This window comes from Spirosoma endbachense (genome assembly GCF_010233585.1).
In the GTDB taxonomy this organism is placed as follows: Bacteria; Bacteroidota; Bacteroidia; order Cytophagales; family Spirosomataceae; genus Spirosoma; species Spirosoma endbachense.
Genome location: NZ_CP045997.1, coordinates 843,680 through 868,742 on the forward strand (window position 1 = coordinate 843,680; position 25,063 = coordinate 868,742).

Annotated in this window: 18 protein-coding genes; 8 read left to right on the forward strand and 10 right to left on the reverse strand. The window is 51.0% G+C overall.

The genetic code is table 11. From position 1 onward, the window contains the following. Positions 1 to 65 precede the first annotated feature (65 nt). The 8 genes from GJR95_RS03435 (at position 66) to GJR95_RS03470 (ending at position 9,444) form a co-directional block, all read left to right on the forward strand. Positions 66 to 1,622, forward strand: a complete 1,557-nt coding sequence (locus GJR95_RS03435) for a glycoside hydrolase family 28 protein (protein WP_162384557.1) — start codon at positions 66 to 68, stop codon at positions 1,620 to 1,622. Positions 1,623 to 1,635: 13 nt separating this feature from the next. Further along, positions 1,636 to 3,339 (forward strand): sodium:solute symporter family transporter, encoded by a 1,704-nt coding sequence (locus GJR95_RS03440; RefSeq protein WP_162384558.1) that lies wholly within the window; start codon positions 1,636 to 1,638, stop codon positions 3,337 to 3,339. A 9-nt stretch (positions 3,340 to 3,348) separates the two neighbouring features. Beyond that, positions 3,349 to 4,050 (forward strand): SDR family oxidoreductase, encoded by a 702-nt coding sequence (locus tag GJR95_RS03445; RefSeq protein WP_162384559.1) that lies wholly within the window; start codon positions 3,349 to 3,351, stop codon positions 4,048 to 4,050. Next, positions 4,050 to 4,757: an RraA family protein gene (locus GJR95_RS03450; RefSeq protein WP_162384560.1), complete on the forward strand. Its 708-nt coding sequence runs from the start codon at positions 4,050 to 4,052 to the stop codon at positions 4,755 to 4,757. The genes GJR95_RS03445 and GJR95_RS03450 overlap by 1 nt, the downstream gene beginning before the upstream one ends. Next, positions 4,757 to 6,850: a heparinase II/III domain-containing protein gene (locus GJR95_RS03455; RefSeq protein WP_162384561.1), complete on the forward strand. Its 2,094-nt coding sequence runs from the start codon at positions 4,757 to 4,759 to the stop codon at positions 6,848 to 6,850. Before GJR95_RS03450 ends, GJR95_RS03455 begins: the two co-directional genes overlap by 1 nt. After that, positions 6,847 to 7,248: a VOC family protein gene (locus tag GJR95_RS03460; RefSeq protein WP_162384562.1), complete on the forward strand. Its 402-nt coding sequence runs from the start codon at positions 6,847 to 6,849 to the stop codon at positions 7,246 to 7,248. The genes GJR95_RS03455 and GJR95_RS03460 overlap by 4 nt, the downstream gene beginning before the upstream one ends. 11 nt (positions 7,249 to 7,259) lie before the next feature. Beyond that, complete coding sequence (locus GJR95_RS03465) at positions 7,260 to 8,279, forward strand: zinc-dependent alcohol dehydrogenase (protein WP_162384563.1); 1,020 nt, start codon at positions 7,260 to 7,262, stop codon at positions 8,277 to 8,279. A gap of 187 nt (positions 8,280 to 8,466) precedes the next feature. Continuing rightward, positions 8,467 to 9,444 (forward strand): DUF4886 domain-containing protein, encoded by a 978-nt coding sequence (locus GJR95_RS03470; RefSeq protein WP_162384564.1) that lies wholly within the window; start codon positions 8,467 to 8,469, stop codon positions 9,442 to 9,444. A 109-nt stretch (positions 9,445 to 9,553) separates the two neighbouring features. On the opposite strand, the gene GJR95_RS03475 is transcribed toward GJR95_RS03470, so the two are convergent. The 10 genes from GJR95_RS03475 to GJR95_RS03525 all read right to left on the reverse strand — a co-directional run bounded on the left by GJR95_RS03475 (position 9,554) and on the right by GJR95_RS03525 (position 25,024). Beyond that, positions 9,554 to 10,267 (reverse strand): RraA family protein, encoded by a 714-nt coding sequence (locus GJR95_RS03475; RefSeq protein ID WP_162384565.1) that lies wholly within the window; start codon positions 10,265 to 10,267, stop codon positions 9,554 to 9,556. Between the two features lie 32 nt (positions 10,268 to 10,299). Continuing rightward, positions 10,300 to 11,955: an SMP-30/gluconolactonase/LRE family protein gene (locus tag GJR95_RS41765; RefSeq protein WP_198424804.1), complete on the reverse strand. Its 1,656-nt coding sequence runs from the start codon at positions 11,953 to 11,955 to the stop codon at positions 10,300 to 10,302. After that, positions 11,952 to 13,208 (reverse strand): MFS transporter, encoded by a 1,257-nt coding sequence (locus tag GJR95_RS03490; protein WP_162384566.1) that lies wholly within the window; start codon positions 13,206 to 13,208, stop codon positions 11,952 to 11,954. The genes GJR95_RS41765 and GJR95_RS03490 overlap by 4 nt, the downstream gene beginning before the upstream one ends. Then, positions 13,208 to 16,081, reverse strand: coding sequence for a glycoside hydrolase family 2 protein (locus GJR95_RS03495; RefSeq protein ID WP_162384567.1), 2,874 nt, complete (start codon positions 16,079 to 16,081; stop codon positions 13,208 to 13,210). Before GJR95_RS03495 ends, GJR95_RS03490 begins: the two co-directional genes overlap by 1 nt. 12 nt (positions 16,082 to 16,093) lie before the next feature. Beyond that, positions 16,094 to 16,882: an SDR family NAD(P)-dependent oxidoreductase gene (locus tag GJR95_RS03500; RefSeq protein ID WP_162384568.1), complete on the reverse strand. Its 789-nt coding sequence runs from the start codon at positions 16,880 to 16,882 to the stop codon at positions 16,094 to 16,096. A 38-nt stretch (positions 16,883 to 16,920) separates the two neighbouring features. Further along, the gene (locus GJR95_RS03505) at positions 16,921 to 18,114 is read right to left on the reverse strand and encodes an enolase C-terminal domain-like protein (RefSeq protein WP_162384569.1); all 1,194 of its coding nucleotides are present in this window, start codon (positions 18,112 to 18,114) and stop codon (positions 16,921 to 16,923) included. Then, on the reverse strand, positions 18,114 to 19,451 hold the full coding sequence (locus GJR95_RS03510; protein ID WP_162384570.1) for an endo-1,4-beta-xylanase: 1,338 nt from the start codon (positions 19,449 to 19,451) through the stop codon (positions 18,114 to 18,116). The genes GJR95_RS03505 and GJR95_RS03510 overlap by 1 nt, the downstream gene beginning before the upstream one ends. A 91-nt stretch (positions 19,452 to 19,542) precedes the next feature. Further along, complete coding sequence (locus GJR95_RS03515; protein WP_162384571.1) at positions 19,543 to 20,991, reverse strand: RagB/SusD family nutrient uptake outer membrane protein; 1,449 nt, start codon at positions 20,989 to 20,991, stop codon at positions 19,543 to 19,545. Between the two features lie 103 nt (positions 20,992 to 21,094). Further along, positions 21,095 to 24,094 carry a SusC/RagA family TonB-linked outer membrane protein gene (locus GJR95_RS03520; RefSeq protein WP_162384572.1) on the reverse strand — a complete coding sequence of 1,000 codons (3,000 nt, stop codon included), beginning with the start codon at positions 24,092 to 24,094 and terminating at the stop codon, positions 21,095 to 21,097. Between the two features lie 192 nt (positions 24,095 to 24,286). After that, positions 24,287 to 25,024 (reverse strand): IclR family transcriptional regulator, encoded by a 738-nt coding sequence (locus GJR95_RS03525; RefSeq protein ID WP_162384573.1) that lies wholly within the window; start codon positions 25,022 to 25,024, stop codon positions 24,287 to 24,289. Positions 25,025 to 25,063: the final 39 nt, after the last annotated feature.

Genomic DNA, 25,063 nt, shown 5'->3' on the forward strand with positions numbered 1-25,063 from the left:
CGTGGCATGGCTCCAGGCGAAAGTCCTAATACTAGAATCATAACCATCATAAAAATCTGCGTTCAATGAAGCCCGAACACACCAAGAGTAAATCCAAATCGACTAAAATGAATCGCTTGCTCACTATTCTTTTCGCCTGGCTGCTTTTGATAACCAGTGTCTTCGCCCAAAAAAACACCGGCGTTTGGGATGTATTTGCCTTTGGAGCGAAGGGGGATGGTAAAACGATGGATACCAAAGCGATACAAACGGCCATTGATCGATGCCACGGAGCGGGTGGTGGGAAAGTCTATTTGCACAACGGTACGTTTTTGTCCGGGACAATTTATCTGAAAAGTCACGTAACGCTGGAAGTTGAAGCCGGAGCCACGTTACTCGGCAGTGATCGGGCTGCCGATTATCCGGATCAGGCATCGGAGTATCCTACCTACGATGAAGATCCACTCACGAGCAAGGCCTTTATTTACGCTGAAAATGCCCGGAACGTAACGATTGAAGGGCGGGGCACCATTGATGGGCGAGGAAGCGAGATCGACAAACGAGGGCTTAACGATCCTTACCTCAGACCGTCATTTAAGTACCGTCCGCGGATCATTCATTTGCGGGGCTGCGAGAATGTGCACATCAACCATATAACGCTGCAAAATTCAGCGTCCTGGGTTCAGACGTATCAGGCGTGTAAGAATCTGGTTATTGATGGTATTACGGTCGATAGCCGGGAAAATAAAGACATTGAAAAGCCTCGGGAAACAACAGCTCGTCATCGCAATAACGATGGTCTGGATCTGATTGATTGTGAGCTTGTTCGTGTGTCAAATTGCTACATTAACAGCGGTGACGATGCCATTTGCATCAAGAGTTTTTCGCCAGACCGGGCCAGTCGGGATATTACTATTACCAATTGCGTGGTGAGCGCCAACGCATCCGGTATAAAAATCGGGACGGAAACCGCCGGTCGGTTTGAGGACATCACGATCCAGAACTGTACGGTGTTCGACACGCGCGGGGAGGGTATCGGTATTATGACTGCGGATGGCGCCCAGATTGAACGGGTCAACATCTCGAATATCACCTTACGGAATATAAAACGGGTAGCGCTGTTTATCCGGCTAAATACCCGAAACAAGCTGTACGGTAAAAACAAGGTGATCAATAAACCCGGCCTACGGGATATTGTCATCGAAAATATTCAGGGAACCCGGATTTCATCTACTGGCTGCTCCATCACCGGTCTTGCTGACTATCCACTGGAAAATCTGTTGTTACGCAATATCAATTTAAATTTTGATGGGGGCATCAGCGAAACAGAATCAACCAGTCCTGTACCTGAAAAAACAGATGCCTATCCGGTCGGCACGATGTTTGGCCCGATTTTACCCGCTTACGGATTTTACGTTCGTCACGTCAAAAACATTACGTTCGATCAGGTTCAATTGCGATTTGCCAGAGAGGACCAGCGCCCTGCCATGGTATTTGATGATGCCGACCAGGTTGTAATTGACCATTTTACCGCGCAAAGCAGTACGAAAACCCCGGCGTTGATTCGGATGGTAAATACCAGAAATCAACTGATTACCAACAGTCGGCCATCCACTGATATTCCAGTTTTTGTGAAAAATTAAACTCAACTGACTCGTGCAAACCCTTCAACAATTAGACTACTGGGCCATTGCCATTTATATGCTGCTGATGGCGGGCATCGGGCTGTTTCTGGGCAAGTTTGTCAAGAATATCGGCGATTATTTCAAAGGGGGCAATGCCATCCCATGGGTGTCGGGAGCGATCAGCAACTTTATGACCAAGTTCAGTACGTTCATCTTCGTCGCCTATGCCGGCATTGCGTACCAGCACGGTTTTGTCGCCTTAACCCTCATCTGGAGTACGGTGCTGCCTGCACTGCTGGGTGTAGCCATTTTTGCCAAACGCTGGCGCCGGGCGGGCATTATGACCCCCATGGAATTTCTGGAAACCCGTTTCAACGCGCCGGTACGCCAGACGTTTTCCTGGATGGGCGTACTCTTCAAAATTCTGGACAACATGGTGCGGTTGTATGCGCTCGGTCTGTTCGTAAAAGCCGCAACGGGTCTTTCGCTGGAAGCCTCCATTCTGGCCTGTGGAATTATTGTCGCTTTATACACCGTAGTAGGTGGTTTATGGGCGGTTGTGGTTACCGATGTGGTTCAGTTCATTATCCTGATCGTTGCTACACTGATTCTGGTGCCGCTAACCATTCAGGCCGCTGGTGGATTACCCCGGATGATCGCGACCATTCCCGAGCACTTTACCTGGTTCAACGGACCGAAAGGCATGCCGCTGTATCTGATGGTGTATTATCTGATGATTCTGGTCAAATACAGCGGCAACTGGACGTTTATCCAGCGCTTTTACAGCGTTCGCGATGAGCGCGCGAGCCAGAAACAAGGCCTGTTGACCGCTGTTTTCTTCTTTTTGTTTCCAATCATTTTTCTATTCCCATCCATTGCCGCCAAAGCCCTGATCCCCAATCTGGAAAACCCGGAAATGGCTTACGTTAGCGTTTGTCTGAAGCTGTTGCCGGAAGGGATTATGGGCTTGATGGTGGCGGCCATGTTTGCGGCTACGATGTCTGTGCTGAGTGGCGAATACAACGTAACGGCGGGCGTTTTGACCCGCGATATTTACCAGCGACTGTTTAACGCGAATGCGGCCGACAAAGAAATGCTTTGGGTGGGTCGGTTGATGACCCTGGTATTGGGTGCACTGGTAACGATCGGGGCGTTGTATGTAGGCGGTTTTGGCGGGGCCTTTGAAGCCAATAAACTGTTTACCGGGCTGTTTGCCATTCCAATGACGCTACCGCTGGTGCTGGGGATTGTTCTGAAGCGCCCGCAACCCTGGGGGGCTTTGGCTACGTTGCTGGTTGGCATGGGTTTGGGCCTGATTTTAAACACCATGCCCCAGGTATCGTGGGAGTGGGCGACCCTTATTGAAATCATTGCCTGTGTGCTCGTTTTCCTGCTTTCGGGGGCGCTGATCTCCCCAACAGAAGGGTACCGTCAACGGGTCGAAACATTCTTCCGGCGGTTAAGTACGCCATTAACCGAAGCCGAGAAACCCGCCGAAAATCCCGTATTCATGCAGATTATGAATCGATTGTATGCGGTGGCACTGGTTGTGACGGGGGCATTATTCATGGTGATGAGCTTGCCCTCCATTGATGAAACCAGTGGCCGGGTGGCTTTAGGTGCCGGACTTCTTTGCCTTTTACTTTCTGGATTAATGTGGTATCGAACCCGGAAAATGCCACCCGTTTCTGAACCCGTTGAATTCAACAAAACCAAGCAAATTATTGAAAACTAAAATCCAGCTATGAACAACCTTCAGGATAAAATTATTTTCATAACCGGCGCATCGGGGGGCATTGGTAAAGCGACGGCTCTGGCGCTGCTCGAAGAGGGGGCGAAGGTGTTTGACTTTAGCCGGACCCATCAACTGGCCGACGAAATCAGCCATGAAAACCTGCGGTCATTTCGGGGCGATGTTAGCCAGGAAGCCGACGTGCAGGCAGGCTTTGCGGCTTGCATAGCTGCCTTCGGAACCGTCGATGTGCTGATTAACAACGCGGGTATTGGCCTCACAACGCCAGATCTGTCGGTAGCGGAACTGGATGCTTTTGAGCAAATGATGAACATCAATGTGCGGGGCGTTTTTCTGTGTAATCGGGAAGCCCTTAAGCTGATGAAACCGCGCCAGACCGGCCATATTGTAACGGTCATTTCTATGGGCGGCCAACGCACTAACCCCACGGCTCCCGTCTATTGCGCGTCAAAATTCGGCGCGCGCGGATTGAGCAGTGGCTTAGCCGATCAGGTATTGAAAGAGGGGATTCGGGTCACTGACGTGAATCCGGGTCCAACAGACAGCAACTACTGGGGCGACCGGAAAGTGGCCCGCGAGAAGTTTCTGAAGGTTGAGGACGTGGCTCGCGTCATTGTATTTGTGCTCAACCAACCGGAGTACATCATCATTCGGGAAATCAATTTTGATAACATGAAATTTCTGGCACAATAATGAACTCGAACGGAAAACACCACATAGACAGGCAACTTCCCACTCCGCCTTTCCCCATTCCAGTATCGGAAATGCGGGAACGCTATTTGCAACTCTACACCGGAGCCGTGAACGACGTATTGCGGTTCAACTACAAGATGCATTCTGCCAGCCTGCCATCCTGTTATGCTCCCCTTCGGGAGAAAATGAAAATGGCGGGTATGGCTTTCACGGTTAAGGGCGGCCCTGATATTACGACCGATGGTGAATTTGAAATGCGGGCACAAATGCTCGAAGATCTGCATGAAAATTCAGTTGTCGTTTGGGATTGTACGGGCGACACCGTAACCTCGCAATGGGGTGAAGTGATGACGATGGCCGCCGTTCGGGCGGGTTGTCGTGGAGCACTGGTCAACGGCATTCGGGATACACAGGCGATTGTGGATCTGGATTTTCCGGTGTTCTATAAATACAAAACAAGTACGGGGATGCTCGGTCGGTTCCGGATGTATTACTATCAGAAACCCATCCAGATCGGCGAAGTGATCATTCAGCCCGGCGACTGGATATTTGGGGATATTGACGGAGCTATCGCGATTCCGCAGGCCATCGCCTACGATGTGCTGGTCGCGGCCGAAAAGATCGTCTTTAAAGAAGCAGGCATCAAAGAAATGGTCGAGAGCGGCATGAAGCCAACGGATGTGGTCAAAAATGGCGGCTATTTCTGATGGAGGCCGTTGAAACATCAAGCCTGTTCCTGACGGATGCCGAAAAAGCGGTTATCATAACGAGCCAGGACCCGGTGTTGCTCGCCTTTCGAGAGGCCCTGCGGTTGCGGGTTACCGAGCGATTGCGCACAACTGGTTTGCAGGCTGAAAATCCCGTTTTGGGATGGTGGTATCCGTGTGCGGAACACTTGTCGGATGCCGCGATGCAGTATGCCCTTGAACCAACCGATACAGTGGCGACCTGGCTTCGGAATACGACGCTGCACATGGCCCGCCTACCTACCTCCGACTGGGTTGGGCCGTGGTTTCGGGATCATACTGAACCATTTACGGGGCATCTGGAAACAGCGCACATTTGCTGGGGTATGTCAGCCGTCGTAAGCCTGGCTCCTGACATTTTTACGGTCAGCGAACAAGCCGAACTTCGCGAGAATATCTACGAAAAAGGCGTGATATTATGCCGTCGCTGGCTTCGGAAAAATAGCCATCTGGGCAATTGGCGGGGTATTATGGCGTCTGGAGCGGTCGTTGCATCGGCAGCTCTGGATAATGACGAATTGATTGCGGAGTTTACGCCCGAAGTGGCCCGAATGGCGCAGGCTTTTCAACCCGATGGTTCATACGGCGAGTCATTGCAGTATGGAAACTACCTGGCCAACGCCCTGATGTTGACCTATGAATCGCTGATTCGGAACTATCCGGCCTATGCCCGGCAACTGACTATTGATGCCTACGGGCGGGGTATGGCCTGGACGGCTCAAAGCATGCTGTATCGGAAACCAATGGCTAACCGGAGCGAAGCCTCCGCTTCAGGATACTTTTGGGGGGAAGAACCAAGGGCCAGAGCCGTAAACTTCAATGATTCAGCGGCTTTGTTTCGGCCTTCCGGCGACCTGCTGCTGCATATTGCTGCCCGATATGACGAGCCGGCACAAGCTGGACTTGCCCGCTGGTTATTCCGGAAATATTACGAACCTGCCCCAACGCAGGGACCGCATGATCTGGCAACATTTGGTATGCTCAACGACTGGGGTTTCCTGACGCTGCCCTTGCTGGCAAAAGCCTGTGCCCCACTTTCTCCTTCAGTGGCTAAGTTGCCGCTGACGGTTAGCTATTCAAATGGCAACACCTTCGTGCGGGATGCCTGGGATGGGAAATCAGTGCTGGCCATTCAGGCTGGTAATAACGATGGCGTATATGCACCTGGTCACCTGCAGGGCGATTTAAACAGCTTTGTACTGACTTACAATCAGGAACGTCTGCTGGTCGATCCGGGCCATAGCTGTTACCGAAATCTGATTCATGGCCTGGAGAGTGCCAGCCAGACCCATAACACCTGTACGTTTCTGATCGAACAGGATACATTGGGCTTGCAGGAAGATCTGGCAAAAACCAAACTGCTGGAACAACGAAATGTATTGTCCCGGCGAGTCATTCATGCCGATGGAACGTTGGGCATGCCGGTGGAACGGGGAGGCCGTTTGGTGACTGTTCAGCGGGAAGGGGAGGTATCGCTGGTTATCTCGGAAGTAGCCGATTCTTACGGAAAACCCATTCAGGAGTTTACGAGGAGCTGGATTCAGGTGGGCGAACACGTTACGCTGGTGTTTGACCGAATTCGGGCAAGCACTCCCGTCCGCACCGTCTGGAACTGGCTGATCAATAACCGGGATGGTCAATCGGTCAGTCAGATCGAAGGCAATACCCTGACGATCGGCCGCCATCAGGCCGGTTTGAAGCTGTGGCATATGGGCGAAGCAACTCTGGCGGCCCCCGTGTATGCCTATCTGCATGATGCCTACCATCCCGAACCAGCCCAGCCGGGAGAGGGACGATCCGGAAGCGGGTTGCTGTTTCGCCATACTGCTGCGCAAAAGGCAACGTCTGTCAGTAGCCTGCATGTTATTGTGGCAGATGATGTGGCCACTATCGATGACTGGACGGTGACGAAAACGGAACAAGCCTTAGAAATTAGTAAGCCCGGCCTAACCATTCATCTGTCCGGTACGTATGACGACGCCTTATCGCTCACCCTGAAAAGTAATGGAACCACCTATTTAATCAGAGACTGCGAATTAACCACCAACTTATGACCGATTCCTTATTCCTGGGTGTAGACCATCCTGCCGTGGCCGCCAATGATGTAGAGGCATTGGCCGATTGGTATTGCCGTGTATTGGGCTACCAACGCTGGTTTCGTCATCAAAAGCCAGTCTGGATGCTTTTAGCCCCCGACCAGACGCTTCTGGAAATTATGCCCAAAGACCAAACGGCCCGTCCTGAGCGCACGACCTGGACACCCGGCTGGTCGCATGTGGCGTTGCGGGTAACCAATATTGACAGCGCCATTGCCCATTTAAATGAACATCACATTGTCTGGGGTGGTGAGCTAACGAATGCCATTGGCGGAGGTCGTGTTCGTAATTTTTTTGACCCAGACGGAAACATGCTTCAAATTCTGGAACGCCCGTTACCGATTCAATCCTATTAACTCTTACTCGTATGAAAGCGGCTTATTACACCGGAAATCAACAATTTGTCGTAAAGGAAACGACCCCCGAGCCACTTTATCCAGGTATGGTTCGGCTGAAGGTCGCTTACTGTGGCGTTTGCGGAACGGATGTCCATATCTATCATGGCAAAATGGACCAGCGGGTACGAATGCCTCAGGTTATTGGGCATGAGGTTTCGGGTGAGATTGCGGAGATCGGAGCGGGGGTCACTGGCTGGAAGGTTGGTGATCGGGTGGCGGTTCGGCCTTTGCAGCCGGGCATCGAAGACCCGTCTGACAATGGGCAGCGACACATCGGCAAGAACCTGAAATTTATTGGTATCGATACGTCGGGTGGGATGCAGGCATATTGGAATGTTCCTGCGTATACACTTCACCGGTTGCCCGATAATTTATCGCTGCAACTGGGAGCACTTGCCGAACCGCTGGCCGTAGCCTGTCATGATGTTCGGATGAGCCAGTTAAAATCCGGCGAAAATGCGATCATTATTGGTGGCGGGCCAATTGGTCTTCTAATTGCGCTGGTGGCCCGAAATAGAGGAGCCAATATCCTGATTTCAGAGCCAAACCCAACCCGTCTGGCGTTGTGCCGGTCGTTGGCTATTCCGGCAGTTAATCCGCTGGACGATGATCTGACGAAGAAAGTAGAAACGTTCACCAATGGGGCAATGGCTGATGTTGTCTTTGAGGTATCGGGCGTGGCCGCTGGCGTACAAACCATGACACAACTGGTTCGGGCGCGCGGGCGAATCGTGATGGTAGCGATTCATAGTGAACCGAAAACGATCGATCTGTTTCGCTTTTTCTGGCGGGAATTGCAACTCATCGGAGCACGCGTCTACGAACCGGAAGATTTCGACGAAGCGATTGAGCTGGCTGCATCCGGAAAATTACCCCTCGATCAGCTTGTTACACAAATTTCGCCCCTGGACGAGATTCAGCGCGTATTCGAAACAATCGACAATAATCCGGCCGGAATGAAATATTTACTCAAATGTGCTGAATTATAGTGGACTCCCGTCCATCAGTAATCGGTTGCTTTCCGCTTTATTGGCTAACAATTAGTCGGCGATAGTGAAGTCTGGAAACATCTACATAAATCAGTATTTTAAAACGTTTTTGGTTGTAATGGGGAGAAAATAGCTTTCTGCGCATTTATTTAGGTATACTGAAACTTTACGTCAGCCGTCTTTAAAAATGATTTATCTCAGATACGTTAGACAGAAACGAGTACTACTTTTCTTCCTGCTTTTTACGGTTGAAGCGGCCTTTTCGCAGCCGACATCATCGGCTGGCAACAGTGGAAAGCACCCAGTACGCTTATTTCTTATCGGAAATAGTTTTTCGCAGAATGCAACAAAATACCTGCCCCAGTTAAGCAAAGAGGGGGGGCATGATCTCGTCATTGGACGTGCCGAAATTGGGGGTAGTTCGCTGCAAAGGCACTGGGATCATGTAGAAGCCGCCGAACAGAATCCGGATGACCCCAAAGGCAAACCATATGGAGGAAAATCCCTGAAGATGCTGTTGTCAGAAGGAGTCTGGGATGTCGTTACCATTCAGCAGGCTTCCATCCTTTCCGGTGATGTGGAAACGTATCGGCCCTACGCGCGAAAGCTGTATGATTACGTCAAAAAATTACAGCCTAATGCTACTGTTGTTTTCCATCAGACCTGGGCGTATCGGACTGATTCAAAAGATTTTAGCCAAATCGCAGCCAGAGATTCTGCCCGGAGTGCGGAGCAAATGTGGGAGAAGTCGAGAGCGGCTTACCACACCATTGCCAACGAATTAGGCATTCCGATCATTCCGAATGGCGACGCGTTCTGGCGGATCAATTCGACGGCTAAATGGGCTTACCAAAAAGACAATACGTTTAAGTATCGTCAGCCGCAATCGCCCGCCCTTCCCGATCAGACTCATTCCTTGCATATGGGCTACCGCTGGGATAAAGACAAACTGGCTTTTGATTCCCACCATGCCAATGACGCAGGTTGCTATCTGGGCGCCCTGGTTTGGTACGGTTTCCTATTTGACGAATCGCCGGTTAAACTGACCTTTTGTCCTGATGGAATTGCGCCCGATTTTGCGAAGCAGTTGCGAAAAACGGCCTGGTCAACGGTGAAAAAGGAACGGAAAACATCGGCTTACGTGCTGGCGGATGTCGAAAACTAACGCCAATTCTATTGGCCCGTCGTTCGGCCCTTGCGACTAAACCCCGTGCCACGGTTCAAAACCGTGGCACGGGGTTTAGTCGCAAGGGCCGAACGAAAAACTATTATCGTTAAAAACGGCCAAACTCTTTATAGACATCAAATGGATCTCGTCCGGTGGCCATAGCCTGACGGCTCTGCGATTCGCTGGCAAACCATTCTTCGGCCAGTTCCAGCACTTGTATCGTCAGTTCCTGAGGTACCACGACAACCCCATCGTTATCACCGAAAATATAGTCGCCCGGATTTACTTTCAATAAGCCGTCCATCCCTTTTACGAAAATCGGAATCTGGTAATCAACGACCATGAATCGGCCGAATGCTTCGACGGGATTGCGAAACCGGCAGAATGTAGGGAAGTTCATGTCGATCAGGTAGTTAGAGTCGCGGGTTGATCCGTCTATTACGGCTCCCACGCATCCATGAGCGGCCGCGGCCGTAGCCGAGATTTCACCAAAATGCCCACATGACAGATCTCCCTGCGTATCCCGTATCTGCACAATGCCCGGCGTCATACTTTTGAACATACCCAGCCGAATATCATGGACTTTCTCGTCGCGGCTGGGCGTGGCAATGCCGTGGGCGGTAAAAGCCGGACCAGCAACTTTCATGACACTGGTGAGCGGGTAAATGCCGCTGGCCATGCATTGTTGATGATAACCAAGATGTTCGAGTGCGTCGGATACGAGTCCCGCATACAATCGGAGGTATCGGGTCTGAATTTCTTGCCAATCATAATTTACCTCTACTTTCCGAATAGGATACGAATTCGTGATAACTTCCATACTACCAGTTGTTTAGTGTGTTCTTAATCAATTTATTGAATTTTGAGACTACCTTTCAAAGGTGTTTTATAGGCGACTAACTGGCCTTTTTCTGCTTCCGTAATGACCAGTCCCAGGCGACCCGACGGATCGAACGCACAGTTGGTCGGGTTCTGACCCGGCAGATCAATCTGATGGACAACAGCACCGTGTTTATTGATGACATGAATTTTGCCAGTCCCGTAAACGGCTACGTAGAGGTTACCCTCTTCGCCGAAGGCCATGCCGTCTGGCCCGCCTGGTCCCTGTGGTCCCTGTACGGTTGCCCATACGGTTGCATCGGTCCAGTCGCCGGTTTCAGCCTTCCAGGCTCCTTTCCAGAGCCGGTGTCGGTAGGTTTCAGCCAGAATCAGCGTTTTGCCATCAGCACTGAATGCCAGCCCATTCGGAAAGTATTTGCCCGTTGTGATCTTTTTGGCCGTTCCGTCGCGCGTCCGAACAGCGACGTAGCCTGTTGGTTCCTGCCGCGATTCGCCGGGGCAGGTAAAGACCAGATTACCTGCCGGATCGAAGGCTAAATCGTTGGGTTTATTGAGCGGCTCGCCGTCGATCTGATCGAGGATGGTTTCGGTTTTTTCTGTGTTGGGGTCGAAACGGCGAATGGCTCGCTGAGCAGAATCGCAAAACCAGATTTTCCCCTGCCTATCAATTGCAATACCGTTGGGGCCACCACCCACCCGAAAGCGCTTCAGTTTCCCATGGTGATACTGAACCAGACTTTCGCCTTTTAACTCAACGGCCCACAGACTACCATCGGGCGCAAAGGCCGGGCCTTCGGGGAAGTTTAGTCCTGTAGCCAGCGTGCTTAGTCGGCCCGGATTTTTGAGGGGATATTGCTGGTGAATCTGTTGAATTTCCTGATCGGATAGCGCCCGGTCGAAAATGGCTAAACCACCGAGTTGCCCAACAAAATCGTTGCCTATCCTGCCTAATCGATGAACAGCGCCCACGGTAAAATCAGCCCCATCATCACCTCCATCGAAAATTCCTTCGGCATAGGCATACGGATTTCGATTAGCCCGTCCGTCGAACGTACCGTTGCGATACGATTTGATCTGCTGCCCATCATAGGTCAGGGCCACAAATGTCCACTCATCGAACAGAACGGGTGTTTGGCCAATGGCCACATCGACGCACCATTTTTCGCCAGGGGTTGGGCCGCCTACACCCGAAATATGGCCACAGACCTGTTCGCCACTTTCATGAAGGCGAATGTTTAAAAACAGGCAGTACTGGCGTTTTTTCTGAGTTTCGTTCCAGAGGCCAGCAATGGCTTCACATTCGGAGCTGCCGTTACTTTTGGGTTGCCGTTTTACCCAGGCCAGCATGGTTACCTGTGCGTTTTTGCCGCGAATGTTCAGGCCGGGGCACTCGGCGCGGGGAATGGTCAGGTATTCATGCTCTTTGATGTCGAGCGAATAACCAGACAGAACACCGCCCTTTATAACCGGAACCGGACCGGTTGGCTCCTGCAACCCATAAGCATATTTCCCGCTGGCACGTAACGGCTGCTTCCCCGAAAAATCCCAGAGACACAACAGATTGGGTATTGAGCGCAGATCTGATTGAAGCGATAACGCGTCAGTAGAGTTGGTCATCATCATACCGCTGAGTAGAGTTGTATTCGTTAAAAAAGTCCGTCTGTTCATATACTGAGTTCTCTGTCCTTATCGAAAAACCAGATTGCCCCGCTACCGATGAACAGGCTACCCAGCACATAAACCCCCGATAAACTCGCCAGACCCGCTGTCAGGCCGAGGGTGGGTTTCAGTACACCCAGCAGATATGGGGCTGAGGCTCCAATCAGGAAAGCGCAGGCTAATACCAAACCGTAAGCCGACGACCGTATTTTCGGAGAAACCACTTCATAGAGCGAAGCGACAATATTGGAATCGTACCAGCCCCGAAAAATGCCGAACAGAAATAAGGCTATGTAGGTCATGATCTGGGTCTGACTCATGCTGATCCAGTAGATAAAGGGCGCCCCCAGCAATAAGCCCAGTGCCTGCACGACCAGACGGCTGCGGGGATTCGTTTTTGCGTAATGATCGGCTATTTTAGCTCCTGACAATACGCCCAGAAAGGCCCCGAGGTGATGATAGAACAAGGCCGAAAAACCCGCATCGGTCAGGCTCATTCCGAACTTATCGACCAGAAATGAAGGCATCCAGGTCAGATAGCCAACATTGACAAAGACCATACAGCCAAAACCCAGCGTCAGCATGATGACCGTTGGTTTGCGGATCACAATGCGTGCCGTTTCGCCGATCTCTGCCAATAAGGGCTGATGTGAATGGGTTGCGAGCGTCGTGATGTCCTTCGGAATCCGGCTGAAAAACACGACAGCCAACACAATGCCGAGGCTGCCGAACAAATAGAACGCGTTTTGCCAGCCGTATCGCTCCCCAATGTACCCCGCAATTAGACCGCTTAAAATAATGCCGAAGTAGACGGCGGTCTGGTGAATCGAAAGGGCAAAGGATCGATTCTCCCGATAGGTCTCACCCAGCAACGCATTGGCCGACGGCGCATAAAAGGCTTCGCCACCACCGGTTGCTACACCCCGTAGCAGAATGAATTGAAAAACGGTTGAACAGAAACCCGTCATCAGCGTGGCAAATGACCAGAATAACAGGCAAAAGCCCAGGATATTCCGGCGCGAAAACCGGTCGCCGATGAAACCGGCTATGGGTACCAGTAAGCCATACGTCCAGACCAATGCCGAAGCGATAAGGCCCAGTTCGGCGTCGGTCAATCCCAGATCGTCCCGGATGAGGGGCAACACCACGCTGAAAATCTGCCGGTCGGCCTGATTCAGGAAGAAAGCCAGCCAAAGCAGCAGCAGCAACTCCCAGCGATAGCCGGTTGGTTTGCGGGTAATAGAAGGGGCAGAGTCAACCATTAGAGAGAGAGTTTAGCGGTTGTGACAGCGGCATTCCAGGCACCTACCGAGAGTGTGGCTTTGGGTCGTGTTTCGGGTTCGCGCCAAATCACGTCGAGGGTAAATTCCTGACTTTCGCCGGGCGCCAGCCAGGTGTAATTGTCCGACGCAACAATGGCCCGTTTAGTCCCGACAATATCAACGTTGGTCATAAACGCGGGGACTTTACCGGTATTGGTCACTTTAACCCGGAGGTGGCTCTGATCCTTTGCGGTCGATGCGTTGGCCAGTGTGCTTACCGTTAGCGTTGTGGTAGTTTGGCCAACGGCTGACTTTAGAAAGGGGCCTTTGTCCAGCGCGGGCCAGGCAATGGGCTCGCTGATGTATTTCTGATAAAACGCATTGTCTTCCAGCATGGAAAGGCTGCGCGGGAAATAAAACGAGCGGGATAGTAACTTGCCCGATGCGTCGCGCAGTTCGGCCAGAATGAATAAAAAACGGTCGCGGTAATTGGCCGGAATGGTGTATTCATCCAGTTTGAGATCGCTCACCGATGTACCGGCCGTTACGTTCAAGGGGCGCTCCTGTTGCCAGAGTTGATTGAAGGTATCATCGAATATGCGTACCGACACCCTGGTTCCGGGAATAGCCTGTGGTAAGGCATGCGTTACCTTCACGGGCAGGCTGATGCGTTCGCCGGGTTTCCAGAGCAGACGCGGCAGGTCGATGGCGATGTGAGTAGGTTCGTAGGTACGTTTGAGGAAGTAATACGGTGCTCCGGCATTGCCAAACCAGTCCATCATCTGAATGGCAATGACGGGCCAGTGGCGTTTGAATACCCACGGCATCAGTCCCGAGGTAACCGGATAATTGCCCTGCATCTTCTCGGAAAGAACCTGATAAAATTCGCCAGCCCCAATCTGAGAGGCTTCCGAAATCGATTCGATGGTTGGGTCGGCCATGTCGCTGATGTGTGATGCCCGACTCAGCATACGCGGCACCCGACTGGGGCCGTATTCCGTAAAGTGATGAATAAATTCCGGGTGAGCTGGCCCAAAACTGGTCTCCCACATTTTTCCGAGCCCCGTAAATTCTTTGTTATCAACGGTTTCGTAAAACAGGCTCGCTTCCGGAATACTGTGCATCCCGGTTTCAGATACCCAGGGCTCAAACTTATAGCTGCGGTTATACCAGGTTGGGTCCATATCCGGATAAGCATGCATGGCTCCATCGTCGGGCGTGGTTCGAACGAATAACCGGGCGGCCGTCGCTACGGATTTGTCAAAAATGTCAAGATTACGCTCCAGGATGCCCATGGATTTGGCGTTGCCCGACGAGTACGGATTGAACTCATTGCCTCCGCACCAGATCGCCAGCGATGGATGGTTGCGCAATCGGACAATGTTCTGCACTACCTGCGCTTCCCAAATGTCCTGCGGGTAATCAGGCGTATCCTGATTGCCAATCGGAAAATCCTGCCAGACCATAATGCCCAGTTCATCGCAGATTTCGTAGAGATAATCGGATTCGAGCAGGCCACCGCCCCAGATTCGGATCAGTTGTACGCCCATTTTTTTAGCGGCTTCGAGCGTCCAGCGGTAGCGCTCTTTGGGTAAATCGAGCAAAATATCCTGCGGGGTGAAGTTCATGCCCTTCACAAAAATCTTTCGCCCATTGACGACGCACTGCCAGTTTTCCCACCGATCGGCAGTGCGCGGCCCGGCGGTAGCGACGCGCTCGATGGATCGAATGCCATAGTCGAACTGGAGGGCATCTGTTGGTTTTCCTGTTCGTTTTAGGGTTAACCTGACCGTATATAGATTGGGCTCACCCAGGCCATTGGGTTGCCAGAGTTTAGGGTTTGGAAGTGCCAGATCCTGTTCGAACCAGTTACGCCCTTCGTAGATGGTCAGTGGATATTCTTTTGAGAAAACCGTATTTTTTGCGGATATCAATTCGACCAAAACGCTTAGTTTTTCGCCGACAGGCTTGAAAATCGTTCCCTTCTCATTCGGGTGATTAATCTGGGTATTGTTCCAGGGGTGCAATTGTTGCTGCAACGAATGCGCATTGGCAAATACCTCAGCCGAAAGGTGTAGGTCGGCCTTTCCACTGGTAACGGATTGGGTAATCAGATAAGGTCGTTCGAGGTGAAACGCCGGAACGATTTCCAGACGAACGCCCTGCCACATCCCGACCGTAAAAAAAGCTTCGCCACCCGAACCGCCCGAAATAACCCAGGGCTTAATGACTCGGCCACTGGCGCGTGGATTAAAACCAGTGCGTTTCGATGTCACGAATTCACCGTTGCTATTTCTGGGCAAATTTTCGTAATCGGGCGCTTTGTTGCCCCAGTTTCCGGCTCGCACTTCAACCGTGATGTCGTTTGCCTGACCGGCTTTTACGTAGCGACTGATTTCTACCGAAGGCCCGCCAAACATGCCTTCATGAACACCCACAAGACTATCGTTCACCCAGACTTTCGAAAAATAATCGACCCCATCGAAGCACAGAAACAGGAGCGATCCCTGGGCAGAGGCTGGTATGGTGACGGACTTTTTGTAATACCAGGCTTTTTCTTCGATCCATCGGTATTGCGTCGAGTTTTTGTGATAGTAGGGGTGAGGCAGCTTCCCCGCTTTGTAATACGACCAGTGCACCGAATTGGGCACCGTGGTCTGGAAGGCATCCTTACGGGCTTGCTTTACATCTTTGACGGGTTGGTCAGCATACGACAACTCCCAGCCGTTACCCGACAAATCAATATGCTGTGCACCCGTTCGTGGGCTGATCCGATAGGGCTGCCAGAGTTTCCGGGCGGTAGTATCCGATTGGGCTGAAACCGAATTGATTAACGCTAATACATTAAGGAGGCAAAGAGTAATTTTTTTCATAGTAAGTCCTGATTAGGAGTCTTCATATCGGCCGGGTTTGCCGTAGCCGCGCATCAGCAACAAGCCCCCGTCAATGGTGATCGTTGAGCCGGTCATGTAGCTGCCAGAGGTGATCAGATCGACCAGAATGGCGGCTATCTCGTCAGGTTGCCCCAGCCGACCCGCAGGAATCCCCTGATTCACGTCCTGAAGTAAGGCCGGGTTTTCCCACACGGCGCGGTTGATATCGGTCTGAATAGCACCAATGGCCAGTGTGTTTACCCGGATATGGTGGGGAGCCAACTCCATCGCAACCCCTTTCATCAGGGTTTCCAGCGCACCTTTGGTCGCTCCGTAAAGGCTTAGACCAAGACCGGGCCGGATGCCATTGACCGACGTAATGGTCCAGATACTACCTTCCAGATCATGCATCACCATGTTTCGGGCAATGGCCTGGGTCAGGAACGTCGTGCTTTTAAAATTGACGGTGTTGAATTGCTCGAAATCAGCTTCTGTGACATCCAGAAAGTGTTTTTTGTAAGACACACCCGCGTTGTTGACCAGAATGTCTATCCGCCCGGCTATATCCCACGCCTGCTGACCGAGCCGGATGGCCTGCTTACTATCCAGTAAGTCAGCTTGCAGCAGATGCGCCACACTACCCCGTTGCCGGATCGCAGTACCGACGGCCTCTGCTTCTTCGCGGTTTTCGTGAAAATGAACAACCACCTCACAGCCTTCGTCAGCCAACCGGAGCGCAATGGCTTTTCCGATTCCACGGGATGCCCCCGTTACTAATGCTATTTTACCTGTCAACCGCATCCGATGTACTCATTTACATGATTCAGTATGCACTGCGCCTACATGCCCCCAACCGTCGGATACCAGTCCGGGCGATAGGGGTCCTGGTGGAAGCGGGCGTAGTAATCCCCTTTTTCTTCGTAATACTTTTCGTAATGTTTCATCTTGTCCTCATCGAGTGTTACGCCCAGACCCGGCCCGGTTGGGACTTTGATGCAGCCATTTTCGTACTTCATCAAGCCCCCTTCAATGATGTCGTCGGTGAGGTAATGATAGTGAGCATCACCAGCGAAGGTCATAGTTGGAATGGTCGAAGCGGTGTGAATCATCGCTGCCAGCTCGATACCAAATTCGGCCCCGGAGTGCATGGCAACGCCCATATTGAAGGTGTTGCAAACAGCCACAAGGTCTTTTACACCCCGAGGACCTTCCCAATAATGGATGTCGGTCAGCACAATATCGACGGCTCCCATCCGAATCGCCGGACCGAGATCATCGAATTTGGCCGGATACATATTCGTTGCAATCGGAATACGAACCTGCTTCCGGACGGACGCATTGCCTTCCAGACCCCAGGATGGGTCTTCAAAATATTCGATGTTCAGATCCTCCATCCGGTGACCCATCTGCACTGCCGTTGTGACTGACCATAAACCATTGGGATCGATCCGAAGGCCGAAATCATCACCCAGCCGGTCGCGGCAGAGTTCCAGCACACGAACTTCCTCTTTCGGTTTCATGACGCCCGCTTTCAACTTCATTGCGTTTACGCCCAGCGTTTCATGAAGCTCTTCGCAGAAGTCGGCCAGGTCTTCGGCGGTTTCGTCCTGTTTTCCATCACCTGGTCGGTCATACCGCCAGAAGAGATAGGCAATAAACGGAACCTCATCGCGAACCCGGCCGCCCAGCAAGTCACTCAGCGGCCGATTTAACACCTTACCCTGAATGTCGAGACACGCCATTTCGATGGCTGCGTAGAGCCGGGCGTTCGAGAGGTAATAAATGCTACGCAGTACTTTCATCTTGATGACTTCCAGGTGAAAGGGGTCTTCGCCGATGATGCGTGGCTTCAGTTTTTGCAAAGCACCCCGCTGATCACCACCACCTACTTCGCCTAGGCCGACAATGCCTTCGTCAGTGATGACTTCAAGAATCGTCCGGAGGAAATAACCAGGATGTACCCCTGTATTATGGCGTAATTGGGCGTTGAGCGGAATGGCAACGCAGCGGGTTCGTAAGTCAATGATTTTCATTACAATTCTAGTTTAAGGGTGTTCGTCTGTCCCTTAATCAGGTTGAAGTTTTTTTCGATTACTTTTTTGCCTACCGTAATTTTAGCGACGTATTCGCCGTAAAATCCTCTGAAAGACAATGTGTTACTGTCTTTGGTAGATGTGCTGACCGACGTTTTCCATTCTTTATTGATGAGGTCATTGAGTACAACATAAGCGGGTTTGGGGCTAAGATCTTCTTTCAAAAAGCCACCACCCCACTTATCCTCACCGGGCGCTGCCGAACCATCGGCCAGATTCCACCAGTAAATGGCCTCGACGGATGGGTAGCTGAACCACAAACGATAATAATTACGGGTTAATCTGGCCTGAATTTGTTCACCCTGTGGGCCAGCGGGAAGGGTCGGAATCGTAATTTCTGAGATTTGGATCGGCAACTTAAAGCGCGAATACAGATCCAGTGTCCGGAACAGTTCAGCGGGTGTCATGGCATTACCCGCCAGGGTTTTGGCAAAGAGCGGTTCGCTGAAAAAATGAAACTGAAGCCCTAGTCCACGAATATCAGCTCCTTTGGCTTTGAGGTTTTCGATGAGCATATAAAACGGACTGTATTCCCGATGGTAATTTTCCCAGACGTGGGTGGCTTCGTTCAGAATCAGGCGGGTATCGTTCGGATAGACCGACGCGGCCGTTTTAAACGCTTTCAGCGCATAATCTTCTGGCAAAGGAGCCCTGGGGCTGTTGATGATCGTCTCATTGACCACATCCCAGATCTTGATCGACTGGCCATAGCGTTCGGCAATTTGCCTGATACGCCGATCAATGAGGGGTTGCATCGCAGCGGTATCTTTGGGAAACCAGGTTGGATAACTCCAGGTCAGGTTATCCCAAACCAGCGTATGCCCTTTAGGCGTCAGGCCATTCTTCTGGCAAAAATCCAGAACCACGTCGGGCGGGGGCCTGCGATAGATTTCTTCGCTACCCGCGGCAAATCGGATTTTGCCCTCCTGTGGTTCGAGGGGTTTCCAGTAATAAGGGATTACGGCACTGTTGAAGAGCGTTTTAAAGGCCGCTTCATACTGGCGGTTCTGCTCGGCGGTTATGAAGCCATTGAGCATGAAAATATTGGCACCAAATAAAAACGCGTGCTTTACCTGGCGGATTTCGACCGAGGCATTGCGAATGGGCTTTCCCTGCTGGTCGGTTACCACGAGGGTGAAATCGCCTTTTCGGTTGGTTTCAATGCCTTCGCGAATTCGGGCTTCAACGGCTGGGTCGTTCCACAGCGAATCGTAACGGGCTGATTGCCCAAAAGTCTGGAGGGTGACAAGTACAACGAGAAGAGAGAGACAACGCATAATCAGATGAAATTGAGAGTAGATTGGAATCAGGCAGTCTGCATGGCCAACTGCCTGACTGATTTTATTTAAACCTATGATTACAAGTTTGTTAATAGCCGGGATTCTGGTCTTTAGCCGCATCCAGCGCTATGTTATAGTTTAATTCGGATACCGGAATGGGCCAGAGCAGCATTTTATCGAGCACGTCTTTACCCACGCCCGCTTTAATAACGGCCTTGAGCTTGTCGGCTCCCAGCCGTTTTAGATCGAACCAGCGTTTGGCCTCATACTGGGTTTCGTAACCCCGTTCCTGCAAAACCAGGTCATTAAATGTCTGGGTCGTATAGTCTGTCAATTTGAAATCGACCGACGAGGTTACGGTTGGATTTTTACCAAAAGCCCGGCGGTGAACCTGATTGAGCGCTTCTACGGCCGCGGCAGTTGGCCCATTGCCAGCCCGGTTGGCTGCTTCGGCATAAAGGAGCAGAATATCGGCATAGCGATAAACGGGATCGTCGTTACCAGCGCCCGATGCGCCTGGAGCCAGCGGGTCGATGAATTTCTTGTTGAGATAACTGTTGGCGCCCAGCCCAATATCCCAGTTATACCAGAATGCCTTTTTTCGCAAATCGGCGTTATCCCAGTTTTTGTACACGTTGTTGGTTTGCGCATCGGTAAAGTGTGCATAGAAGCCACCAGCACCCATCAGCTTCGAGCCCGGATGATGCGCAAACATCACCAGGTTGAAGCCCTGCCCATTTTGACGGGTAAATTTCAGGTAGAAGATTTCCTCGGTCGTTGTGATCACATCAGGCCCAAAAATCTTGTTGAAATCATCGGGTACCGTTACCGATACTAAAGAATACTTGCCCGATTTAATTACTTCATCGGCCTTGTCGCGTGCTTCAGCGTATTTTCCCTGATAGAAATTTACATCGGCCAGCAACGTCTTGGCCGCCCATTTCGACGGACGACCCGTTTGGGCAGGCTTGTCGGGCAGGTTGGTTTCGGCGTCGGCTAAGTCAGTCTGGATGAGTGCGTAAACTTCGGCGGCCGTGTTGCGTTTGATGTTCTGTTCGGTCATGTTGGTTTCCGTCCGGATCGGTACGCCACTCCAGTTTCTGACCAGGGTGAAGTACGTAAACGCCCGCAGAAATTTGGCTTCGGCCACGTAGCGGCTAATATCGGCCGCACTGATGCTTTTTCCCTTTGGCGCATTACTGATTACCAGATTGGCGTTGCGAATGGCCAGATACAGCAGATCCCATATTTGTCCGACGCGGGTAATGTTGGTTGAGTTAAGTCCCTGAAAATCACTAAGCGGTCCATAACTACCCCGCCCATAGCTATAATCGGTGTAGGCTTCGAGCTGGGCTGGATAGAGCCCCCCGAGACAGTTGTCGTTCCGTAGCGGTGAATAGATAGCGTTCACGGCTGATTCAACTTCGGCAGCGGTATTGTAATAGGTCTCGACGGCCAGCGATTTTGGTTGTTCGATGAGTTCCTCCTGACAGGCAAACAGGCAAAGAAATGGGAAAAGGAATAGGCTCTTTTTCATGAGTTTAGTGGTTTTAACGGACGAAAGAATGAATGAGTGAAAGAGTGGATCATAGCGGCTTTTATTTTCGCCCTTTCACTTATTCATTCTTTCGCTCTTTAGTTTAAAATCCGGCCCGAATGCCCACGGTAACGGTTTTAGCTGTTGGATAACTATAGAAATCGATACCCAGCGTAATGGAGTTTGACCCTCCCAACGAATTAATTTCGGGGTCCCACCACGAGTATTTGGTGAAGGTGAGCAGGTTTTGCCCACTGACGTAAATCTGGGCGTTGCTGATCCAGCTTACATTGAGTTTCTGGAACGGAATGTTGTAGGCCAGCTGCACCGTACGCAGGCGCAGGTATGATCCATTTTCGACGAACCGGTTTGAGATATTGACCGATGTCGTTCGGCTAATGATCGGGTATTTGGCGCTGGGGTTCGGATTCGTCGTCGACCAGTGGTTATTATACACATCTTTGGTCATGTTCAGGCCGAAACCATAATCGAGCATGCCGATTGAGCTGATGTTGAAAATGTCGTTACCCTGCGATCCCTGAAAAAAGAAGGTGAAATCGAAGTTCTTATACGACATGGTCGAGTTGAATCCGTAAATAAATTTGGGGTTTGGATTGCCTATATAAGTTTTGTCTTTCGCTGAAATGGTGCCATCGCCGTCCAGATCTTTGTATTTGATCTTGCCTTTATCGTCATACCCATCTTCTATGTAGCCATAAAACTGACCGACTGGCTGGCCTTCGCGGAGAATATTGACATAATCGTTGACCGCGCTGGTATTGATCGCCGATCCCAGAATATCCTGTCCACCGTAGAGCTTGACGACTTTGTTGCGGTTGAACGAAATATTGCCCGATACCGACCACCGGAAAGGCCCCGTCAGCAGGTCACCATCCAGGCCGAGTTCAACCCCCTTGTTCTGGATCTTGCCCACATTCTGAATGGTATTGGTAAAGCCCAGCGACGAAGGCAATTGTACGGTGTTGAGCAAATCGCGGGTATTTTTTATGTAGTAATCAGCCGTTAGCCGGAGCCGATTGTTCAGAAAAGCCGCATCCAGCCCAATGTCGGTTTGTTCGGTGGTTTCCCACTTCAAATTACCGGGCAGGCGGGTACCGGGGGCGTAATAGGTGTAGAGGGCATCATCGAAAACTGTTTTGCCGGAGCCTAACTGATTCAGTGTCGAGTAGGGGCTTATGGCCTGACTACCCGTTGCCCCATAACCGACACGCAGTTTAAGGTCGCTCATGAACCGAATGTCCTTGAAAAAATCTTCGTTGGATACCCGCCAGGCCAGCGCACCCGATGGAAAGTAGCCCCACTTGTTCCCATCGCTATACCGCGATGATCCATCGGCCCGGAAACTAACCGTTGCCAGATACCGATCGCCAAAATTATAATTGACCCGTCCCAGGTACGACAGGAGGGAGGCTTTCGAATAGCTCGATGCTGGAATGCCCGGCGTACTGGCTGACCCGATGTCGTAGGTCTGGCTGGCATCGCTGATAAAGCCCGTTCCACTGGCTCCAAGGGTTGTCGTCAGAAAATCCTGATACGTAAATCCGGCGACTGCCGATACCGTATGTTTACCGAATGACTTGTTATACGTTACCGTATTTTCGCTCAGCAAACTCGTGAATTGGGTCGTGCTGACACTGGCAGACCCCTGAGAGTTGACAAAATTGCGCGTTGTGTACGAATCTGACCGGTCGTCGTTGTTTTCAATACCCCCCGAAATCTTAATGGATAATGCCGGAATTGGCTTGTAAATCAGCGCTGCGTTTGCCAGTTGCTTGTTCGAGAGAGTTCGGGCCGTTTGTTCATTGAGGAAATTCAGCGGGTTCGTTAACACATTCGATCCCCAGGGGTAGGCCGTGGCAAGATTGCGATAGGTGCCATTGTCGTTGTAAGGAGTTAGGGTTGGATACGCCGTAATAACGGCCGAGATCAAGGTGCCGCCCCGGTTTCCTCCTCCCGAATTCTGCTGGTTGGTGATCACGCGGGTGAGCATTGTTGATAAATTGAACGATAATTTCCGGCTGATTTCACTGTTTACGTTTGCCCGCAGCGAGTACCGGTTGTAATCGGAGCTTTTAATAATACCATCCTGCTTAAACACGCTGCCCCCAATGGAAAACTGCGTTTTATCGGAGCCCCCACTGATGTTAAGCGAATGGTTTTGCATCGGTGCTTTCCGGAATACCAGATCCTGCCAGTCGTAGCCGTTGCCCATGGCGTTGATCTGGTCCTGCGTAAAATAGGTTGTAACTTTGTCATTGACAGCCTGTTCATTGTAGAAAGTGGCAAATTCTCTGGCATTCATCAGATCCAGTTTTTTGCGCAACGTCTGAACGCTATAACTGCCATCGTAACTTACCTGCGTACGGCCTGCTTTTCCGCGTTTGGTTGTAATCAGAACCACGCCATTTGCACCCCGTGAGCCATAAATTGCGGTTGCACTGGCATCTTTGAGGATTTCCATACTCTCGATATCGGCGTTGTTTAGCTGAGTCGGATTACTACCGTTAATAGGGAATCCATCGATTACGTAGAGCGGCTCATTACTGCCCTGTATGGAGCTTGTGCCCCGAATCCGAACACTGACACTACCACCGGGCGAACCGTTATTCTGGATCACCTGCACGCCGGTAGCTCGCCCGGAGAGTGCCTGAAGGACGTTAGTAGCCGGAAATGCATTTAATTCTTTCGCTTTTACCTGAGCCAGTGAACCCGTCAGATCGGACTTTTTAACGGTGCCATAGCCCACCACCACTACCTCGTCGAGCTGGCGGGAATCGACGACAAGGTCAACATTGATGATCGATTGATTACCCACCGTTATTTCCTGGCCAAGGTAACCAACCGACGAGAAGACCAGCGTAGCATTTTCTCTGTTTGTTACTGAAATGCGATAGTTGCCGCTAGCGTCCGTGGTCGTTCCCGTGGTTGTTCCTTTCAGTGATACCGTAGTGCCGGGTAGCGGTGCTTTATCACCCGCTGCTGTTACCTGACCTGATATGGCGATCGATTGTGCCCAGCCTTCTGAGCAGACCAGGAGGGTCGTCAGGCAGATAATAAGCCATTTGTGGACATACTGTTTCATGAGGCTTAGGAGAGTAATTTTTATAATATAAAATTAAATTTTATTTCATTACAATTGTACTCTATAAAATCGATTACCTCCAAATTTTTCCTGTCTTTTTATAAAAAAATAATGACTTGCCGTTGGTCGTGGATGAGTCATTGACAAAAAAATAAGGGCCGGGGCCCTTGTTGGAATTTTAGTTAACGTATTTTAATTCAGTCGTTTATGTATATTTTTGGCACATTGCCGAAGTGAAGAGATGAGTTTTTGCTTGTCCATTGCCATATATCGGTACTCGGGCAAATAAATACTCAGGCTGGCAACAACCAATCCATTTTTATAGATCGGTACGGCAAGGCCCATCACGTGCCTGTTGGCAATGGTTTGCAAGGCCAGTTCCTCCCGGCGCATCAGAGCCAGGGAGTCGAGTAGTTGTGTTTCTGACTGTACTTCTGGCCAGGATTCGTCAGACGGAAGGCCATATTTGGCGATGAAGCGCTGTATTTTTTCTTTGGGAAGCATGGCTAACAACAAACGACCCGATGCCGAATCGTAGATCGGCTTAATGTCGGTTGTGCGTACCTGTAAATCCTGTTCAGCAAAGGTTCTGTAAATCGCAATCCGTTGATTCTCTTTGAGAACGGCCAAAAGACAGTTTTCATTAATCGCCTGGGTCAGGGCGTCCATTTCTTCCCGGGATGCTTCCAGCAGGTCTTTGCGATAGGCTTCATTTGCCGTTAGCGTATAGGACTGCGAACCCAGAATATAGCCCTTCTTTGTTCCGATCTGTTCAACATAGCCACGAGCGACCAGGGTCTTCAAAATATTGGCGCAGGTTCCGTGGTTTAGATTGAGGCTGTCGGCCAAATCGCCTAAGGCTTTGGGCCGTTCAGGGTCATTGGCAATTTGTTCCAGCAAGTCCAGGGCGCGATTAATAACTTGAATCATCTTGTATTAATTTTATAATACAAAACTTGCCTTATTAAT